Source organism: Serratia sp. 3ACOL1, assembly GCF_003668775.1.
GTDB lineage: Bacteria > Pseudomonadota > Gammaproteobacteria > Enterobacterales > Enterobacteriaceae > Chania > Chania fonticola.
Map to the genome: position 1 here is coordinate 2,834,580 of NZ_CP033055.1, position 18,316 is coordinate 2,852,895.

General features: G+C 55.2%; 16 protein-coding genes. 5 read left to right on the forward strand and 11 right to left on the reverse strand.

Going from position 1 to position 18,316, the window contains the following annotated elements; all coding sequences use genetic code 11:
* Positions 1 to 76: 76 nt before the first annotated feature.
* From amiA to D9980_RS12740, 3 genes are all read left to right on the forward strand, one after another.
* On the forward strand, positions 77 to 958 hold the full coding sequence (amiA, locus tag D9980_RS12730) for an N-acetylmuramoyl-L-alanine amidase AmiA (protein WP_121607475.1): 882 nt from the start codon (positions 77 to 79) through the stop codon (positions 956 to 958).
* Positions 959 to 1,025: 67 nt separating this feature from the next.
* Positions 1,026 to 1,943, forward strand: coding sequence for an oxygen-dependent coproporphyrinogen oxidase (gene hemF / locus D9980_RS12735; RefSeq protein ID WP_121607476.1), 918 nt, complete (start codon positions 1,026 to 1,028; stop codon positions 1,941 to 1,943).
* A gap of 2 nt (positions 1,944 to 1,945) precedes the next feature.
* On the forward strand, positions 1,946 to 2,401 hold the full coding sequence (locus D9980_RS12740) for a YaiI/YqxD family protein (RefSeq protein ID WP_024527105.1): 456 nt from the start codon (positions 1,946 to 1,948) through the stop codon (positions 2,399 to 2,401).
* 23 nt (positions 2,402 to 2,424) lie between these two features.
* Here D9980_RS12740 and D9980_RS12745 read toward each other — a convergent pair whose 3' ends face one another.
* From D9980_RS12745 to D9980_RS12760, 4 genes are all read right to left on the reverse strand, one after another.
* Positions 2,425 to 4,665: a TonB-dependent receptor domain-containing protein gene (locus tag D9980_RS12745; RefSeq protein WP_121607477.1), complete on the reverse strand. Its 2,241-nt coding sequence runs from the start codon at positions 4,663 to 4,665 to the stop codon at positions 2,425 to 2,427.
* A 129-nt stretch (positions 4,666 to 4,794) separates the two neighbouring features.
* Positions 4,795 to 6,867 carry a S9 family peptidase gene (locus D9980_RS12750; protein WP_162304344.1) on the reverse strand — a complete coding sequence of 691 codons (2,073 nt, stop codon included), beginning with the start codon at positions 6,865 to 6,867 and terminating at the stop codon, positions 4,795 to 4,797.
* Between the two features lie 154 nt (positions 6,868 to 7,021).
* Positions 7,022 to 7,822: an energy transducer TonB gene (locus tag D9980_RS12755; RefSeq protein WP_121607479.1), complete on the reverse strand. Its 801-nt coding sequence runs from the start codon at positions 7,820 to 7,822 to the stop codon at positions 7,022 to 7,024.
* A gap of 102 nt (positions 7,823 to 7,924) precedes the next feature.
* Complete coding sequence (locus D9980_RS12760) at positions 7,925 to 8,764, reverse strand: ChaN family lipoprotein (protein ID WP_121607480.1); 840 nt, start codon at positions 8,762 to 8,764, stop codon at positions 7,925 to 7,927.
* Positions 8,765 to 8,947: 183 nt separating this feature from the next.
* Between D9980_RS12760 and mmuP the strand changes: the two genes are divergently transcribed.
* Both mmuP and mmuM read left to right on the forward strand, forming a co-directional pair.
* Positions 8,948 to 10,357, forward strand: a complete 1,410-nt coding sequence (mmuP, locus tag D9980_RS12765; protein ID WP_121607481.1) for an S-methylmethionine permease — start codon at positions 8,948 to 8,950, stop codon at positions 10,355 to 10,357.
* Positions 10,347 to 11,285 carry a homocysteine S-methyltransferase gene (gene mmuM, locus D9980_RS12770; RefSeq protein WP_121607482.1) on the forward strand — a complete coding sequence of 313 codons (939 nt, stop codon included), beginning with the start codon at positions 10,347 to 10,349 and terminating at the stop codon, positions 11,283 to 11,285. Before mmuP ends, mmuM begins: the two co-directional genes overlap by 11 nt.
* Before the next feature lie 45 nt (positions 11,286 to 11,330).
* On the opposite strand, the gene maeB is transcribed toward mmuM, so the two are convergent.
* The 7 genes from maeB to D9980_RS12805 form a co-directional block, all read right to left on the reverse strand.
* Positions 11,331 to 13,610: an NADP-dependent oxaloacetate-decarboxylating malate dehydrogenase gene (maeB, locus tag D9980_RS12775; protein ID WP_121607483.1), complete on the reverse strand. Its 2,280-nt coding sequence runs from the start codon at positions 13,608 to 13,610 to the stop codon at positions 11,331 to 11,333.
* Between the two features lie 190 nt (positions 13,611 to 13,800).
* Positions 13,801 to 14,202 carry a M15 family metallopeptidase gene (locus D9980_RS12780; RefSeq protein ID WP_121607484.1) on the reverse strand — a complete coding sequence of 134 codons (402 nt, stop codon included), beginning with the start codon at positions 14,200 to 14,202 and terminating at the stop codon, positions 13,801 to 13,803.
* A complete protein-coding gene (locus D9980_RS12785) occupies positions 14,192 to 14,518 on the reverse strand; it encodes a phage holin, lambda family (protein WP_121607485.1) in 327 nt (108 codons plus the stop codon). The genes D9980_RS12780 and D9980_RS12785 overlap by 11 nt, the downstream gene beginning before the upstream one ends.
* A 278-nt stretch (positions 14,519 to 14,796) precedes the next feature.
* A complete protein-coding gene (locus D9980_RS12790) occupies positions 14,797 to 15,759 on the reverse strand; it encodes a sugar-binding transcriptional regulator (RefSeq protein ID WP_046807976.1) in 963 nt (320 codons plus the stop codon).
* Between the two features lie 99 nt (positions 15,760 to 15,858).
* Positions 15,859 to 16,515 (reverse strand): dihydroxyacetone kinase subunit DhaL, encoded by a 657-nt coding sequence (gene dhaL / locus D9980_RS12795; protein WP_121607486.1) that lies wholly within the window; start codon positions 16,513 to 16,515, stop codon positions 15,859 to 15,861.
* Positions 16,516 to 16,518: 3 nt separating this feature from the next.
* Entirely contained in the window at positions 16,519 to 17,520 is a 1,002-nt protein-coding gene (locus D9980_RS12800) for a dihydroxyacetone kinase subunit DhaK (protein ID WP_121609017.1), read from the reverse strand.
* 29 nt (positions 17,521 to 17,549) lie between these two features.
* Positions 17,550 to 18,308 (reverse strand): SDR family oxidoreductase, encoded by a 759-nt coding sequence (locus D9980_RS12805; RefSeq protein ID WP_121607487.1) that lies wholly within the window; start codon positions 18,306 to 18,308, stop codon positions 17,550 to 17,552.
* Positions 18,309 to 18,316: the final 8 nt, after the last annotated feature.

Here is an 18,316-nt window from a genome sequence, read left to right on the forward strand (position 1 = left end):
AGTTATCAAGTCGATTAATGGGGATCAATACGCTATAACGTCGCGAAATAGATTGATCGAGTTGGAGCCGCGCGTGATGAAAAAACAGAGCAAAACCTACCTCAATTTCAGCCCTCTCACCGCTTCATCGACCCGCCGCCAACTGCTGCTCTCCGGCCTGGCTCTGGCCCTGCTCGGGGGCAAAACCTCAGCCACCCAGGCCAATATGCTGCAACCAAAACCGCACAGCAAACCGCTGCCTAAGGACACGGGCAGCAAAAGAGTGGTGATGATCGATCCCGGCCACGGCGGTATCGACTCTGGTGCCGTGGGCCATGAAGGTTCACAGGAAAAACACGTGGTGCTGGAAATTGCCAACCATGTGCGGCGTTTTTTGCATGAGCACGAGCACGTTGAAGCCCGCCTGACCCGGGAGGAGGATGAGTTTATCCCGCTGTTCCAGCGCGTGGAGATCGCCCACCAGCACCAGGCCGATCTGTTTATCTCGATCCATGCCGATGGATTTACCAGCCCGGATGCATCCGGTGCCTCAGTGTTTGCCCTTTCCAACCGCGGAGCCAGTAGCGCGATGGCACGTTATCTCTCCAATAAGGAAAACGCCGCCGATGACGTCGCGGGGGGCAAATACAAAGAACAGGACAACTATCTACAGCAGGTGTTATTCGATCTGGTGCAAACCGACACCATCAACAACAGCCTGACCCTGGGCCGCCACGTGCTGGGCCAGATCCGCCCGGTTCACCACCTGCATAGCGAAAGCACCGAACAGGCGGCATTTGCCGTATTAAAGTCCCCTTCTATTCCTTCGGTGCTGGTAGAAACCTCGTTTATCACCAACCCCGGTGAGGAGCGCCTGTTAGGTACCACTGCCTTTCGCGAAAAAATTGCCCGCGCCATCGCAGACGGTGTGATCAATTTCTTCCACTATTACGACGTTCACCAACGTAAGCCGCGCTAGACCTGCAAAATACGGGGCGAGAAGGTATACTTGCCGCCCTGTTCAGTTACCCATTGCGAAAACCCGTATGAGTTTACCCACCATTGCCGCAGTAAAATCCTTCCTGCTGGCGTTGCAAGACAAGATTTGTGAGCAGTTGGTCCAGGCCGATGGCGGCGCCGATTTTAAGGAAGATCGCTGGACGCGTGAAGAAGGCGGCGGTGGCCGTAGCCGGGTGCTGACTAACGGTGCGGTATTCGAACAGGCCGGAGTAAACTTTTCCCACGTTTCCGGTGCCACGCTGCCCGCCTCTGCTACTGCGCATCGCCCTGAGCTGGCCGGGCGTAGCTTTCAGGCGATGGGCGTTTCGCTGGTGATCCATCCGCTCAGCCCCTATATACCGACCAGCCATGCCAACGTGCGTTTCTTTATCGCGGAAAAACCGGGCGAAGAGCCGGTTTGGTGGTTTGGCGGCGGCTTTGACCTAACGCCCTTCTATGGCTTTACCGAGGACGCCGTTCACTGGCACCGCACAGCGCTTCAACTCTGCGCCCCCTTCGGCGACGACGTGTACCCGAAATACAAAAAGTGGTGCGATGACTATTTCTTTATCAAACACCGTAACGAAGCCCGCGGTATCGGCGGCCTGTTCTTTGACGATCTGAATGCCCCGGATTTCGAAAGCTGCTTCGCGTTTACCCAGGCGGTAGGTGAAGGCTTCCTGGAGGCCTATCTGCCGATCGTGGAAAGACGTAAAGCACTGCCTTGGGGCGACCACCAACGCCAGTTTCAGCTGTATCGCCGTGGCCGCTATGTCGAGTTTAATCTGGTGTGGGATCGCGGTACGCTGTTCGGCCTGCAAACCGGGGGCCGCACCGAATCGATCCTGATGTCGATGCCGCCTTTGGTGCGTTGGGAATATAACTTCCAGCCCGCAACCGACAGCCCGGAAGCCGCGCTATACCGTGACTTTCTGCCAGTACGCGACTGGCTACAGGAGCAATAATAATGCAGATTTGGGTCGATGCTGACGCCTGTCCAAACGTGATCAAAGAAGTGCTGTTCCGTGCCGCAGACCGTGCGGCAATGCCTGTCACCCTGGTGGCTAATCAGCCTTTGCGCACGCCCCCTTCGAAATTTATCCGCACCTTGCAGGTTGCTGCAGGATTTGACGTGGCGGATAACGAAATCGTGCGCCGCTGTGAAAAAGGCGATCTGGTGATCACCGCGGATATCCCGCTGGCCGCCGAAGTGATAGAAAAAGGCGCTATCGCCCTGAATCCTCGCGGTGAGCGTTATACGCCAGACACCATTCGTGAACGCCTGAACATGCGTGATTTTATGGATACCCTGCGCTCCAGCGGGATCCAGACCGGGGGGCCGAACACTCTCAACCAGCGCGATCGCCAGCAGTTTGCCAATGAGTTGGACAAGTGGCTGCAGCAGGCGAAACGGGCCAATTAGCACCGGAGGCCCCCTCCATCAGCTTAGAAGCGCACCTCGCCACCAAACAGATAAGTCCGCGCGCGGGCGGTGTTGGCCGCGGTTGCCTCATCCCCCTGTATCGGCAGCATATTCAGCTTGTTAAGCGCGTCGGAATAGCTTTTGTCCATCACGTTCTGCACGCTGAATTTCAGCAAAACATTACGGTTGATCTGATAGGTGCTGTACAGATCGATAACGGTGGGAATATTTGGCATCTCCTGTTTCATCAACATCCCGTTTTCCTCACTCATTTCAAAGTCAGGAGAAAGGCGGCGAGCCTTGCCGGTATATTTGATGATGCTACCCACGGTCAGCGCTTCGTCAAAGAAACGTAACCCGCTATCCAGCGTGAAGTACATGTCCGGCAGTTCATTGATATCCCCCGCGCCAAAGTAGCTACTGGCGATAGAGGTAGGTTGGTCAGTATGCTGTTTGCTAAATGAGGCACGGGCAAAACCGCGGCCAGCATCATAGTTAGCTTCCAGCTCCACCCCGTGGGTACGTACCGGCGTCAGGGAGTTGACGTAGATATACATATTATCCGAGAACTCTTCGCTGGCATCGCTCCAGTCATTCTGCAAGTTCTCACCCAAACTACACTTGCGGCCATTGCGGCACACCATGTAAGACTCGCTGAAGATATAGTTTTTGATTTTACTGGTGTAAACCACCGCCTTAAAGCGCAGGGTGTCCTGCTTGAACAGCAGATCGTTGCCGCTGAGGTTGAAGCCCGCTTGCCAGGTTTCTGAACGTTCGCCTTTCAGGAACGGGTTCATCGAAGCGCCGCCGGAATTAGAGAAGAACACTTCCTGAATATTAGGAGCGCGCATCGATTTACTGTAGCTGGCAAAAGGTTGCAGCCAAGGCGTGACCTGTGCAGACAGCATCACCGACGGGTTAAATCCGTGCTCCTTCAGATCGATATTGGCACTGCCCTGCGGAAAACACTCCACCCGCAAATCACAGGCCGGTTTAAAGCCGGTGAGCTTGTTGTTGGCATAATTGAGATTGAGATCGAGCTGGTAGATATCACGGTTGAGCTGCAAGCCGGTGTACAGGCTGGCGATACGCTGGTCGCCCGACGGAGCAAAGGTGTTGTTCTCGATCGCCTCATGCGCCGTCTGCGGATCCTCAATCTGCGATTCAACGTGCTTGTCGTACTGATTGCGCATCAGTTTACCGCCGTAGGTGAATGCTACGTCGGTCTGCCACAGGCTAAAGCGGCTGGTATTATTGATATCCAGCGCGTCGGAGCGGTTTTCCGCATTGGTATTAAAGAAAGTGAACAGTGAATCGCTGTCATACTTCTGATTACCCTTGCTGTGGCTGGCGGTCATATTCAGATCCACCAGCTCAGAAAATGGCGCGTAGTGATATTTGAGATAAAAATCGTTGCTGTCGATATCGCGGCGCGAGAATTTATTCTGGTAAGTACGGGCAGATAATTCAATGCTGTGATATTCGTTGGGCTTGATATCCACCTTGAACAGCTGCGACTTGGGGTTTTGCTTCATAAACTCGTCGTAACCAAAATCTTCACTGCTCACGCCGTCGCCGTTGTTGAAGTTGGAATAGATGGAGCTGCCGCTAATGGCCGCCATCACGCCCAAACTGCCGGTATCGGTGAACGCCGCCCCTTTGGCCCCAACGGCGATCATACCGCTGCGGCCAATACCGTTATTGCCCACGGAGAACTTGGTACGCACGCCAAACGGATTATCGGCAAACACCACATCATCCACGCCGATAGTGCGGAAGTTGGCGCTGCCCGCCAATGCGTTCACCCCAGATGCACCGCTGTTCTCACCACGCGCCACATCGACCCCAACAATAAAATTCGGGTCGATCAGCACGCCGGATTGATTGTTGGTGGAACCATGGGACATCACGCCAGAGGTCGAGGTGCCAAAATAGCTCTGGGTAATGCCATCAACCATGGTATTTACCCGGCCAAAACCGCTCATCCCACGGATATTGACGCTGACCGCCCCCTGGCTGGGATCGATTTGAGTAAAGGTGCCGGGCATGCTGCGCAGGATATTATCTATCGACTGTAGATTTTTATTTTCGTCGCGCGAACTGAATGCCCCTGGCTTTTCCAATGCCTCCTGTTCGCTGTTATTAGCCGCCGCCGAAACGTTCAGCGGGCTGAATACCGCCTGGCCTTTATTTTCTACGGCCAACAGCGGGCCAGCCAAAACCATACCGGTGCCGACCGCACCAATAAGCAGTTTAAATTTCATATATCCCCTAAAGTATTGCTATCAAAATCAGTGAGTGATCAATGCTCAGCAGAAAATACCGCCAGGTAGGCGGAAATTAATTATGGTTATTATCTGCCGCGCAGCCATTAAGCTGCGCGGCCAAGATCCTTATTTTTGTGTTTTTTCGTCCATTGCTAAAATAAAGCTGTATTCCAGCGCGCTATTTTCCAACCGACTCAAGCGGCCCGATTTCCCCCCGTGGCCCGCCGACATATCCGTGGACAGCAATAACACCGCATCCCCCTGCTGGAATTGGCGCAGTTTGGCCACCCATTTGGCGGGTTCCCAATACTGTACCTGTGAATCATAAAGTCCGCTGGTGACCAACAGGTTCGGGTAGTGCTGCGCGCGCACATTATCGTACGGACTGTAGGACTTGATCAGCGCATAGGGCTGCGGCTGATTGGGGTTGCCCCACTCCTCGTATTCGCCAACGGTCAATGGAATGCTGTCATCCAACATCGTCGTCAGCACATCGACAAAAGGCACTTGCGCCACCACCGCGTTATACAGTTGGGGAGCCTGATTGATCACCGCTCCTACCAGCAAGCCTCCGGCACTGCCTCCCATCGCGTAAACGCGCCCCGGCTGCCCGTCCCCCTTATCGATCAGTGCCTGAGTGGCATCGATAAAGTCGTTGAAGGTGTTTGGCTTGTTCGCCAGTTTGCCCTGCTGATACCAGTCTTGCCCAAGCTCACCGCCGCCGCGTACGTGGATCAGCGCATAGACGAAACCACGATCCAACAGGCTAATGCGGTTGGCGCTGAATGCAGGATCCATGCTCATGCCATAGGCGCCGTAGCCGTATACCACCAACGGACTTTTGCCAGGTTTGAATTTGGCGCTGTTGTATACCAGCGAGACCGGCACCTTTACTCCGTCGCGGGCGGTGATCCACAAACGCTCACTGTGATACAGACCTGGTTCTACGCCCTTCACCTCCTGCCGTTTCAGTAACTCGCGTTTGCCGCTGTTGAGATCCCATTCATAGGTGCTGGTTGGCGTGGTCATGGCCGAATAGCCATAGCGCAGGCGGTCACTTTCCGGGTCCGGGTTGTAGCCCAGCCAGGCCATATAGCTGGCATCATCAAACGGAATGCTGCGTTGCTCGCCCCCTTGCCAGGCAATCTGCCGCAGATGCACCAGGCCTTCGCTGCGCTCTTTCACCACCAGCCAGTCACGAAACAGGGCAAAGCTTTCCAACTCACTGTTTGCCTGTGGAGCGATCAGGGGCCGCCATGGCTGGCTCGCGGATGCGGTCTGGTACAAACCGAAATGCGGGCTTTGATGATTGGAACGTAGATAAAACTCACCCCGATAATGGTCGAGGTAATATTCGCGCCCGGCCTGACGCGGGGCAAAAAGTTGTACCGGAGTTTGCGGCCGGTTGGCGTCGATCAGACGCACTTCGGAAGTGGTATTCCCGCTGATGGTGACAATCACATAATCCCGCGAAGAGGAGCGACCCAGGCTCAGGTAAAATGCCCCATCGTTTTCCTGATACACCAGCTTATCGGCAGCCACCGGCGTACCAAATTGATGGCGGTAAACCTGATAGGGTGACAGCGTTTGGGGATGATTGCGCACATAGAACAGGCTGTTGCCGTCGTTGGCCCACACCATATTGCCCGAGGTGTTTTCAATCACCTCTTTGGCCCAAGCGCCGCTAGCCAGATCGCGCAGGGAAATACGGTACTGCCTGCGCCCTTGAGTATCCTCCGCCACGGCCAGGCGGCGGTTATCTTCACTGACCGCCATTCCCCCTACGCGGTAATAATCTTGGCCCTGGGCGCGCTGATTGGCATCCAGCAACGTCTGCCAGGCGGAGTCACCCGCCACTGGCTGCCGCTGGTAGACGGCAAACTCCTTACCCGCATCAATGCTTTCCTGATAGCGGTAGCCATTGAGCTGGTAGGGAACCGAGCGATCTTCCGGGCTCATGCGGCCCAGCATCTCGTGATACAACCGATCGCGCAGCGTCTGGTGTGGCTGCATCACCTGTTCGGTATAACGGTTTTCAGCCGTCAGATAAGCCAACACCTGTTTATTCTGGCGGCCATCATCGCGCAGCCAATAATAATTATCGATTCGTGTTTCGCCCTGGGCGGTTAATTTATGTGGAATAATTTGAGCCTGGGGCGGCGGCACCGCCGCCTTGGTGATAAAGCTTAATAACCCCATGGAAATCAGTAGATAAGTCACCAAAGGCCTGCGGCAGCGAGCCGATTGAACAGGTAATGTCATAACCCCTCACGATAATTTGAGCATAGCTTGCCCCTCTCCTGTTGCGCACAACAAGAGATAAAGCCTGATGGGTAAATACTTTATGGCTGGCTTACAACAGCGCCAGGTTAAAATCCACTGCCATGGTCACGGCAATCTTGCCTTGGCGCAGCATCTCCGCCGGTGGCGAAGGTAACGGCTGCGCACGCAATATCACCGCCAGCGCTTCACGATCTAACGACGCGGTAGCGGAGGGCGTTTTCAGTACGACATCGGCCACTCGCCCCTGAGCATCCACCACAAAACTCACCACCGGTGCCCCCGAACGCTGACGCCGTTTGGCATCTGCCGGATAGCGCTTCACCCGGTTGAGCATCCCTTTGACCTGACTCTCCCAGGAAAGCTTGGCCTGTGCCTGCGCGGTAGAATCGCTGTTTAACGGTGCCGCCACGCGCTGTGCCAGGTTTTGCGCCTTGGGTGCCGCCGTGCTGGCTGCTGCAGAATGCGTGACGTCTTGCTCTTTCTCCATCGGAGTTGGCGGCTTTGGCGGCGCTTTGCGCTGCTGCTTATGCGCATTTTTACTGCGCTCGGCCACCACAATTTTTGCCGCTTCGGCACGTGCCAGTTCAGGCATCTCCGGCTCCCGCTGCTGTTGCGCAGGCTGTGCCGCCGAACTGTCCGCCTGTTGCTGCAATCCCAGCGGCAACGGCTTGGGCTGGCTTGGCGCTTCGATCTGCGCCGCCCAACTGAGCATGATCGCCGGTGGTGGCATCAGCACCGGCGGCAGCGAGGTTTGTGGCCAGTAAAACAGCAATACCAGCGCCAGATGGATGCCTAGCGCATACAGTAAACCACGCCCCCAGCGCGGCTGCGGCAGAGTTGCCGCCTGAGGGCCATAAGGCTGACTAAACATAGGGATAGTAGATTACCTAATTACGAATGATTGCAGATCACATTTGCTAATGATAATCATTTGTAAATGTTAATGACAGATCTTTTCGCTATCCTGACGTAATCATTTTGCGGTTGGCGTGACCCACAGGTAATCCGCCATAGGCCGATCGATGGCCACGCCCTGCTCTGCCAGCATCAACACCGTAAATTTGGCTTCGGGCTGCAGATCCTGGATGTGCAGTGGCACACCGACCGTTCTGGAGGCGTGATAACCGCCCACCATCAGCAGTGCCGGGGTGGGTGCAGCCAGTAAACTTTCGGCCATACGGCGATCGCGCTGCTGCTGAATGGCGAGCATGGCATGCAGCTGCACCGCATCAATTTTGCCGTCATGGGAATCACGGATGGTGGCGGCGAGCGCCTGCTGGACTTCTGGCCGCACGGAGAGCTGGCCTTTGGGGAATTCGGGCCGCTGATAAAACGCCATGATTTCGCTGCGATCGAGGTTGGCGGATAACAGAGGATAAGGTGCACGCATCGCCGCCATTACCACGTCGCCATACAGTGACCACTTCCAACTGGCTTGCCAGGCGGTCAGTTCAGCTACGCGGCTATCTCGTACCGTCGGTTCGGTTTGCAGCCACTGCTTTACTTCATCCACTTTGCCTTGCTGGCTGGGTGTGATCATCTCCATCAGCACGCTGCCCTGCGGTCTTAGCTTGGGTAATTGCTCTACCAGCCACAGTTCGATCTGGTGGTGATAAGGATTGTCGTGCTTTTCACCCACGATCACCCGTGGCTGATCTGCCAGGCGCGTCAGTAACTGCTGCGGCGTCAATGTCTCGCCACTGCGCAAATCAACAATCTTGCCTAGCGTGGTGATGTCGCTTTTCGGTGAGGACACAGGCCCTTGGCTACAGGCTGTAAGCACCAGCGTTGCAAACACTATCAAAAATTTCATGACGTCTTTCCTTACACAAAAGTGGCGACATTATAGATAATAATTATCATTTGCATATAGGAATTGGCAGCACCTGGTAGCTGACAGCCGTTTTTTCGTTACCGTGTTTTGAGTTACGTTGATTTCGCGAAATGGAACGGGTATAACTGATAGCCATTTAGACGTCTATACGGATAGAGTGTTATGCAACCTGCCGCTGAAGGGCAATTCAAACGCACCATGAAAGCCCGGCATTTGGTGATGCTGTCGCTGGGCGGCGTGATCGGTACCGGTCTGTTTTTCAACACCGGCTATATCATCTCCACGACCGGTGCTCTAGGCACCCTGCTGGCCTATTTGATTGGCGCTGTCGTGGTCTATCTGGTCATGCTGTGTCTGGGGGAACTTGCCGTCGCCATGCCGGAAACCGGCGCATTTCACGTCTATGCAGCACGCTATCTTGGCCCGGCTACCGGCTATACCGTTGCCTGGCTGTACTGGCTGACCTGGACCGTCGCGTTGGGTTCGAGCCTGACCGCCGCTGGTTTCTGTATGCAATACTGGTTTCCACAATCACCGGTCTGGTTGTGGTGTCTGATTTTCTGTCTGGCCATTTTTCTGCTCAATGTCATTACCACCCGCTTCTTCGCCGAAAGTGAATTCTGGTTCTCGCTGATCAAGGTGATCACCATTCTGGCGTTTATCGTGCTGGGTGGTGCAGCCATGTTTGGCCTGATCCCGATGAAAGACGGCACGCCAGCGCCCTTCCTGAGTAACCTGACCTCATCGGGTTGGCTGCCCAATGGTACATTACCGATCCTGATGACCATGGTAGCGGTCAATTTCGCCTTCTCCGGCACTGAGCTGATCGGCATTGCGGCGGGCGAAACCGAAAATCCGGAAAAAGTGGTGCCCTGGGCCATCCGCACCACGGTGGTCCGCCTGATGGTGTTCTTTATCGGTACGGTATTTATTCTAGCAGCGCTGATCCCTATGGAGCAGGCGGGGATCGTGAAAAGCCCGTTTGTCCTGGTCTTTGAGCGCATTGGGGTGCCTTATGCCGCCGATATTTTTAACTTCGTGATCCTGACCGCCATTCTCTCGGCCGCCAACTCCGGGCTGTATGCTTCAGGGCGCATGCTGTGGTCGCTGGCTAATCAGCGCACCCTGCCTGCCTATTTTTCACGGGTGAATGCGCGCGGGATCCCGATGAATGCGTTAACGTTCAGCATGCTCGGCGGCGTGCTGGCCCTGTTGACCAGCGTGATCGCTCCCGATACGGTGTTTGTCGCACTGTCTGCCATTTCCGGCTTTGCGGTCGTTGCCGTCTGGCTGAGCATCTGTGCCTCCCACTACGTTTTTCGCCGCCGTTATCTGCGCAGCGGTCAACCGATTGAAGGGCTGAAATACCGTGCACCAGGCTATCCGCTGACGCCTATTGTCGGCTTTGCGCTGTGTTTATTGGCCTGTATCGGCCTGGCATTCGACCCAGAGCAACGCGTGGCGCTGTATTGCGGCCTGCCGTTTGTGGCGATCTGCTATCTGGCCTATTACCTGACCCGGCGTTCCGGGCAGAAAAACCTACTGAACACCGGAGAAGAACATGTCGGTTAACAACCCTCTGGCCGCCTTGCTGGCCGATAACCGCACGTTGATTTTGGACGGGGCAATGGCCACCGAACTGGAGGCCCGAGGTTGCGATCTCACCGATCCGCTGTGGTCGGCAAAAGTGCTGATTGAAAACCCGGAGCTGATTTATCAGGTGCATCTGGACTACTTCAAGGCAGGAGCACAGTGCGCCATTACCGCCAGCTATCAGGCCACGCCCCAAGGTTTTTTACGCCGGGGCCTGGATGAGCCGCAATCGTTGGCACTGATCGCCCAGAGCGTCCACCTGGCACAGCAGGCGCGCGCCGATTATCTGGCCCAGCGCCCACAGCGATTACCTTTGCTGGTCGCGGGTTCAGTCGGCCCTTATGGTGCCTACCTGGCGGACGGCTCTGAATACCGTGGCGACTACCATCTACCGCAAGCAGAGATGATCGCGTTCCATCGTCCGCGTATCACTGCTCTGGCCAACGCCGGAGTGGATCTGCTGGCATGTGAAACGCTGCCTTCTTTCGCCGAACTACAGGCTCTGCTGGCGCTGCTGGAGGAGTTCCCAGCGCTGGGTGGGTGGTTCTCTTTCACTCTGCGCGATAGCCAGCATCTCAGCGATGGCACGCCGCTGGCCGTCGTGATGGCTGAGCTTAACGATAACCCGCAGGTGCTGGCAGTTGGCGTCAATTGTATCGCGTTGGAAAACGTCACTCCGGCGTTGCAGCAGCTTGCCTCGCTGAGCGATAAACCGTTACTGGTTTACCCTAACTCTGGCGAACATTACGACGCGGTGAGTAAAACCTGGCACAGCTGTGGTAACCACCAGCAGCATCTGATCAATCAGTTAGCCGATTGGCAGCATGCCGGTGCCCGCTTGATTGGCGGCTGTTGCCGAACCACGCCTGCCGATATTCAGGCGATTGCCGAACGCTGCCACGCATAAAAAAACCCCCTGTAGCCGAAGCCGCAGGGGGTCAATTTCACGCTATTACAGCGGTTGGGTTTGTGCTTCTACGACTGCCAATGCCACCATGTTGACGATACGGCGCACCGAGGCGATCGGCGTCAGGATATGTACCGGCTTGGACACGCCCATCAATACCGGCCCTACCGTCACCCCTTCGGAAGAGGAGACACGCAGCAGGTTGTAGCTGATCCGCGCCGCTTCCATACTTGGCATGATCAGGATGTTGGCGGAGCCTTTCAGCGGGCTGTCCGGCATCAAATCGTGGCGGATACTTTCCACCAGCGCGGCGTCACCGTGCATCTCACCGTCGATCTCCAATCCTGGTGCCATCTGATTGACCAGCTCCAGCGTTTTACGCATTTTGCTCGCCGACGGGCAGTTGGAAGAACCAAAGCTGGAGTGGGACAACAGTGCTACCTTCGGCTCAATCCCGAAGCGCCGTACCGTGTCTGCCGCCATCAGGGTGATTTCCGCCAGCTGTTCCGGCGTTGGGTCATCGTTGACGTAGGTATCGGCGATAAAGGTGTTACCGCTCGGCAGCAGTAAGGCGTTCATTGCCCCTGCCACATGTACCCCTTCACGGAACCCGAATACCTTTTCCACCACGTCATAATGCTCGTGGTAGCTGCCGATGGTGCCACAGATCATGGCGTCGGCTTCCCCACGGTGCAACATGATGGCAGCAATCAGCGTTGGGTTACCGATCACCGCACGGCGAGCCTGCTCCTGGGAGACGCCACGGCGCTTCATGATCTGGTAATACTCACCCCAGTATTCATTGAAACGCGGATCGGACTCGTTATTCACCACTTCAAAGTCTTTGCCCGGCGTCAGCTGCAGGCCGAGTTTCTTCAGGCGCATTTCAATCACGCTTGGGCGGCCCACCAGGATTGGGTAAGCCAGCCCCTGCGATACCAGCTCTTGGGTGGCATGCAGTACGCGCTCTTCTTCACCCTCGGCCATTACCACGCGTTTCACTTCTTTCTTCGCCTGGGAGAAGATCGGCTTCATAAACAGGTTGGTTTTGTAGACGAACTCGGTCAGCTTCTCCACGTAGGCATCAAAGTCTTCGATCGGGCGCATCGCCACGCCGGAATCCATGGCTGCCTTGGCTACCGCCGGGGCGATTTTGACAATCAGGCGCGGGTCGAACGGTTTGGGAATGATGTATTCCGGACCAAAGGAGAGGTCCTGATCGCCATACGCCGAAGCCACCACGTCGCTCTGCTCTGCCAGCGCCAGATCGGCAATGGCGTGCACGCAGGCCAGCTTCATCTCTTCGTTGATGGTGGTGGCCCCCACATCCAGCGCGCCACGGAAGATGAACGGGAAGCACAGTACGTTGTTTACCTGGTTGGGATAATCAGAACGGCCGGTACAGATGATCGCATCTGGGCGCACCGCTTTCGCCAACGGCGGCAGAATTTCCGGTTCCGGGTTAGCCAGCGCCATGATCAACGGATCTCTGGCCATGGTTTTCACCATCTCCTGCGTCAGCACGCCAGGGCCGGAGCAACCCAGGAAAATATCGGCATTGGGAATGGCATCTCCTAGCGTACGCTGGCCGTTATCCGCAATGGCATACGCCGCCTTGGTTTCTTCCATCTTGGCGTCACGGCCCTGATAGATCACGCCTTTGGAGTCGCAAACGGTGATGTTCTGCTTGCTCAGACCCAACGCGACCAGCAGGTTCAAACAGGCAATGGAGGCCGCACCGGCCCCCGATACCACCAGACGTACGTCGGAGATGTTTTTCTTCACCACCCGCAGGCCATTGAGCACCGCAGCGGTGGTAATAATCGCCGTGCCGTGCTGATCGTCATGGAACACCGGGATCTTCATGCGCTCACGCAGTTTCTTCTCAATATAGAAGCACTCGGGCGCTTTGATATCTTCCAGGTTAATGCCGCCGAAGGTCGGTTCCAGCGCGGCGATCACGTCAATCAGCTTGTCAGGATCGAGTTCATCGACTTCGATATCGAACACGTCAATACCGGAAAACTTCTTAAACAGAACCCCTTTACCTTCCATGACCGGCTTACCGGCCAGCGCACCGATATTCCCCAACCCCAGCACCGCGGTGCCGTTGGAGATCACCGCCACCAGGTTACCCTTGGCGGTATATTTATAAGCAGCCAGCGGATCGGCGGCAATTTCCAGACAGGGAGCAGCCACGCCCGGCGAATAGGCCAAGGCCAGATCGCGCTGCGTTGCTAGCGGTTTAGTCGGCGATACCTGGATCTTCCCTGGGACCGGAAACTGATGGAAATCAAGGGCACTCTGTTTGAGCTGTTCGTCCATTATGGGTTCCTTTGCTTTCTTCTTTTATGTTGAGGTAAGGCTTTATCGCTGAACTAGTATAGTGAGAGAATCGTCACAAACTTTGAAGCGTGCCATAACCTTGGGCGAAACTTGTAAATAAAAGTTAAAAGGAAGTTAAGCGAACAGAAAAGCAGCAGTTTTGATCACCTCAGGAGTCGCCATTGACCGCTCAAGCCGGATAATCTTTGAACGGTAATTGGAAATGTGGCCCATCTTTCAGCGTTTTCCATCCCCCGCCCCACTCGACATCAACACCGCACTCTAACCCGGCACGCCGCACCGCCGATGCGATCTGGGCATAGTAATCCCATTCCCAAGACACCGCCCCTGAAGGCATAGCTACTACGTCAACCGCATGCCCGGTAAGATGGCGGCTTCTAAGCGTTTGGCTTTTTCCCTCACGCAGCAAATCCCGTTGGCGGGCCATGGAGCGCAATCCTTCTGTGACGGTGAACGGCACCAGCGAATAGCGCAGCGCCAAACGCATCACCCGCACCAAATCGGGGTGCACCCCGAGCAGGTTTTTCTCGCTGCGCGCGTTGAATTTAATCTCCGTGTTTTCACTTATCATTGTTAAATCCTGTTTTTTTGCCAATAAATCGTTTAATTAAATCGCCAAGATAATCTGCGCCGAGAAAACCAATTAATACGCTGATGGTATTAGCCCATGCCAACTCCAGACCCATCAGCGATAACAGATCCCGAATGGTTAATGCCAACAGGGCACAAATACCGGCGTTTAATAACCGGCGGCGTGATGGCATATTCAGATAGGCGCCTTTCAATAACGCCATAGAGCCCGCTAAAAGGGCATTAAAGACCGGTTGCAGATATTCACAGACTCGCTGAATGATTGCGCCAACGGCGTCTGGCTCAAAGCTGGACATGGCTCCTCCTGGTTATTATTAGCCGCATTAACTTTTAAACGCTCAATACAATTAGGCGACGCGAACTATCCAACCGAATGACTGGAATAACATCAAATGCTATCGCTCTTTAATAATTGGACAATTCAGGAGGATAATTATACCGACAACCTCAGCGCTGTCGTTTGCTTTGCGTTGTTAGAGCGCTCACCGGACAAGGGCCGGAGGTGAGCTTTACCAGAAGGGGAAATCGCAAAGGGTTTAACCTGACGCAGTTAAACCCTTTTTTGCCACAGCGATTACTGTGACATATTAAGAATGGTGCGGATGTTGAGGGCGCTGGTCGCGATAATATCGATCGCCCCGGTACGCAGCGCGCCCAGAATAGCCAACGCTTTGGTATTCTCAGAGGCAATGGCAATCACACAAGGGATTTTCCGCAGCTCATCAATGCTCAGACCAATGACGCGATCGTTCATCACCGTATCCACATGCATCCCCTGCGCATTGAAAAAGTCATAACCGGCGATATCACCGATCACTCCCTGATTCAGACTGGCATCAATGATCTCGTGAGGAGTAAACCAGCCAAGCTTTACCATGTAGCTGTTTTCGTTCATATCACCGATCCCCACCAGAGCCACATCGGCCTTGCGCGCCCGATCCAGGGTTTCCTTGATGGTACCGTTTTGCATAAACGCCTCTTTCAGCGCCCGGTTTTCGACATATGCCGGGGCATACAGCGTCTCGCTGCTACCACCAAACTTCTTCGCCAGACGGCGGCTGATGTGATCAGCATTTATAGCGTCACCAGGGCGATGCGTTCCCCCAATGCCACAGATAAATTTACAGCTTTTTGGTGCCACGCTGCCCACATGGTCGGCAATCGCGGCCACGTTACGCCCTTGGCCAACCGCCAGCACCATATCATCTTTCAGGGTCATGGCCAGATAACCGGAAACCAATGCTGCTACCTGACGCCGCTGTTCTTCCTCATCCTGATGATCCAGCGCGATTAATGCACGGCTGAGGGAGAAACGCTCCAGCATTTGCTGCTCCAGCCGGGTACTGAATACCGGATGATAGCGGACGGTGATCTCAACAATGCCTTCTTCTTTGGCCCGCTTGAGTAAACGCCCGACCTTAATCCGCGAAATACCGAACTTTTTTGCAATCTCCTCCTGAGTGATTTCGTCCTGATAATAAGCCACGGCAATTTCAGTCAGCAGTTCGTTATCCTGGGATCCTGTTTTTTTTTCCATCCGTTACACGTTTCCCCACGGCAGATTGGTCTTTTTCAATAGAAGATGGGTTCAGCATGCCGAACCCAGCTTATCGCATTGCTCGCTAGTATAACCTGTTCAGGCGGCAACGGTATTCAAGCGTTGTTCTACCGCATCGGCCAGTTGGCATAAAAGTAGGCAACAGGATACCGCACCGGCATCCAGCACGCCGCGCGAACGTTCCCCCAACCGGCTCGCACGGCCAATCTTGGCAACCAGATCGCGGGTTGAATCACGCCCGGCCACGGCAGCTTGTTTCAACTGCTCCAGCGCACCACTGAAGCTATCGCCGCGCCGAACCGCCTGCTCATACCCTTCTATCGCAGGGATCAACGTATCCATCAGGCACTTGTCGCCGACGCCAGCACTGCTGATGTCCTGCAGTTCAGTGAGCCCATTGCACAACATGGCCAGAAATACCTGTTTATCCAGCGCCATTTTATCGCGCACGCTGTCGGCCATGCCCATGAACAGGCTGCCATACAGCGGCCCCATCGAGCCACCAATCCCTTCCATCAGCGCGTCCGCTACCGCTTCGAAAGCCTGTGCCAACGACAGATTTTGGCCCTTGATGGCCTCACCACATAAGGTGAAGCCTTTTGACATATTAATGCCGTGATCGCCGTCGCCAATCGCGCCATCTATTTCACTGAGATACTCACGATTGCTGACAATCACGCCAATCAGCGCCGTGACGATCTCGTTGCCATACTGCGTCGAAATTTGTGTGGTCATGATTCACTCCACCTGAGTTAGGCCCAATGAATGAGCGGGCATATCGAGCAACGTTTTCAATTGGTCGTCGAGCTTCATCACGGTTAGCGTCACCCCCATCATTTCCAGTGAAGTAAAATAGTTACCCACGTAGCGACGGTGAACCTTGATGCCACGCTCCGTCAGCCGCTTTTCAATCTCGGCATAATAGATGTAGAGCTCCATCACCGGCGTGGCCCCCAACCCGGAAATCAACAAGGCGACTTCCTGCCCCTTGTTCAACGGCATATCATTGAGCACAAAGTCGAGCATGGTGCCAGCCATCGCGGACGCCGACTGGATCGGTGATACCTCAATCCCAGGCTCACCGTGATGGCCAATCCCGATCTCCATTTGGCCATCGGCTATATGGAAGTTGGGCTTACCTACCGCAGGGATGGTGCAAGAGCTTAGCCCGACGCCGATCGAGCGGCAATGGCCAATCGCCTTTTGCGCAGCAGCGATCACTCCGTCAAGATCGTAACCTAACGCTGCAGCAGCGGCTCCGACTTTCCACATCAGAATTTCACCGGCGACGCCACGGCGCTTTTCAATTTCACTGGCGGGCGCAGAGGCAACATCATCATTTGCCACCACAGTTTTTACCGTGATACCGGCGGCACTGGCCTTCTTCATCGCCATTTTGACGTTCATATTATCGCCAGCATAGTTGCCATACAGGCAGGCGACTCCCGCCCCGCTGTCCGCGGCCTTGAACGCATCCAGAAATGCCCCCGCCGTTGGCGAAGAGAAAATCTCACCGATGGCCACAGCATCGAGCATGTTCTTGCCAACATAGCCCAGAAACGCTGGCTCATGCCCCGAGCCCCCACCGGTAACAATACCCACCTTGCCTTGGATCGGTGCAGCAGGGTATTTGAGGACTCGTGCATTATCGGTCGCGGTGAAATATTCCGGATGAGCCTTCAGATAGCCCTGAATGGCATCTTCCACGACGTGATCGGGATCGTTAATGATTCTGTTCATCATGGCCTCTCTTTTGCCTGAGTATCGAGTTATTGAATGGTGTAACCGCCGTCAACCACCAGATTGCTGCCGGTGATCATGCTGGCCGCATCGCTCGCCAGGAACAGCGCGCTGGCGGCAATATCCTCGGGTTCGGCAAAGCGCCTTAGGGGAATTTTCTGCTTCATTTGTTCCGCTACCTCGCCTGACCATGCTTTGCGCCCCAACTCGGTCAGCACCACCGTGGGTGAAATGGCGTTTACCCGCACGTTGTGCGGCCCCCACTCCAGTGCCAAAACCTGGGTCAAGCCAATCACGCCGGCCTTGCTGGCGCAGTAAGCCAGATGATTGGGCAAGGCGACTACACCGGCCTGCGAGGCCAGGTTGATAATGCTGCCACTGCCCTGACGAATAAAATAGTGGCCCACGGCCTGACTGGTAAGGAACACCCCTTTCAGGTTCACCGCCATGGTGCTATCCCAAGCGTCTTCGGGCAGTTCTTCCGCCGGATACAGCGCGACAATCCCAGCGCTATTGACCAGCACATCCAGCCGCCCGAAATGGGCATTGGCCTGCGCAACCGCCTGTTCTACCGAGGCTTTGTCGGTGACGTCCATCACGATGCCCAACGCCAGCTGCTCATCCAGCTGTTGGGCAATCTGCACCACCTGTGCAGCGCGATCCAACAGCACAACCTGCGCGCCGTTTTGCAGATAGCATTTGGCAATAGCCAGACCTATTCCCGCCGCGCCACCGGTGATCAACGCCACTTTCCCTTGCAAGACTCCCTTGCTTTGACCAGTAATCATAGAAAACT

What these genes read in the sequence shown, in the direction of transcription:
- amiA (WP_121607475.1), top strand. Translation starts at nt 77, where the DNA reads ATGAAAAAACAGAGCAAAACCTACCTCAATTTCAGCCCTCTCACCGCT.
- D9980_RS12750 (WP_162304344.1), bottom strand. Translation starts at nt 6,867, where the DNA reads ATGGGGTTATTAAGCTTTATCACCAAGGCGGCGGTGCCGCCGCCCCAG.
- D9980_RS12800 (WP_121609017.1), bottom strand. Translation starts at nt 17,520, where the DNA reads ATGAACAGAATCATTAACGATCCCGATCACGTCGTGGAAGATGCCATT.
- D9980_RS12805 (WP_121607487.1), bottom strand. Translation starts at nt 18,308, where the DNA reads ATGATTACTGGTCAAAGCAAGGGAGTCTTGCAAGGGAAAGTGGCGTTG.
- D9980_RS12780 (WP_121607484.1), bottom strand. Translation starts at nt 14,202, where the DNA reads ATGATAAGTGAAAACACGGAGATTAAATTCAACGCGCGCAGCGAGAAA.
- D9980_RS12785 (WP_121607485.1), bottom strand. Translation starts at nt 14,518, where the DNA reads ATGTCCAGCTTTGAGCCAGACGCCGTTGGCGCAATCATTCAGCGAGTC.
- maeB (WP_121607483.1), bottom strand. Translation starts at nt 13,610, where the DNA reads ATGGACGAACAGCTCAAACAGAGTGCCCTTGATTTCCATCAGTTTCCG.
- dhaL (WP_121607486.1), bottom strand. Translation starts at nt 16,515, where the DNA reads ATGACCACACAAATTTCGACGCAGTATGGCAACGAGATCGTCACGGCG.
- D9980_RS12790 (WP_046807976.1), bottom strand. Translation starts at nt 15,759, where the DNA reads ATGGAAAAAAAAACAGGATCCCAGGATAACGAACTGCTGACTGAAATT.
- D9980_RS12760 (WP_121607480.1), bottom strand. Translation starts at nt 8,764, where the DNA reads ATGAAATTTTTGATAGTGTTTGCAACGCTGGTGCTTACAGCCTGTAGC.
- D9980_RS12745 (WP_121607477.1), bottom strand. Translation starts at nt 4,665, where the DNA reads ATGAAATTTAAACTGCTTATTGGTGCGGTCGGCACCGGTATGGTTTTG.
- mmuP (WP_121607481.1), top strand. Translation starts at nt 8,948, where the DNA reads ATGCAACCTGCCGCTGAAGGGCAATTCAAACGCACCATGAAAGCCCGG.
- D9980_RS12740 (WP_024527105.1), top strand. Translation starts at nt 1,946, where the DNA reads ATGCAGATTTGGGTCGATGCTGACGCCTGTCCAAACGTGATCAAAGAA.
- D9980_RS12755 (WP_121607479.1), bottom strand. Translation starts at nt 7,822, where the DNA reads ATGTTTAGTCAGCCTTATGGCCCTCAGGCGGCAACTCTGCCGCAGCCG.
- mmuM (WP_121607482.1), top strand. Translation starts at nt 10,347, where the DNA reads ATGTCGGTTAACAACCCTCTGGCCGCCTTGCTGGCCGATAACCGCACG.
- hemF (WP_121607476.1), top strand. Translation starts at nt 1,026, where the DNA reads ATGAGTTTACCCACCATTGCCGCAGTAAAATCCTTCCTGCTGGCGTTG.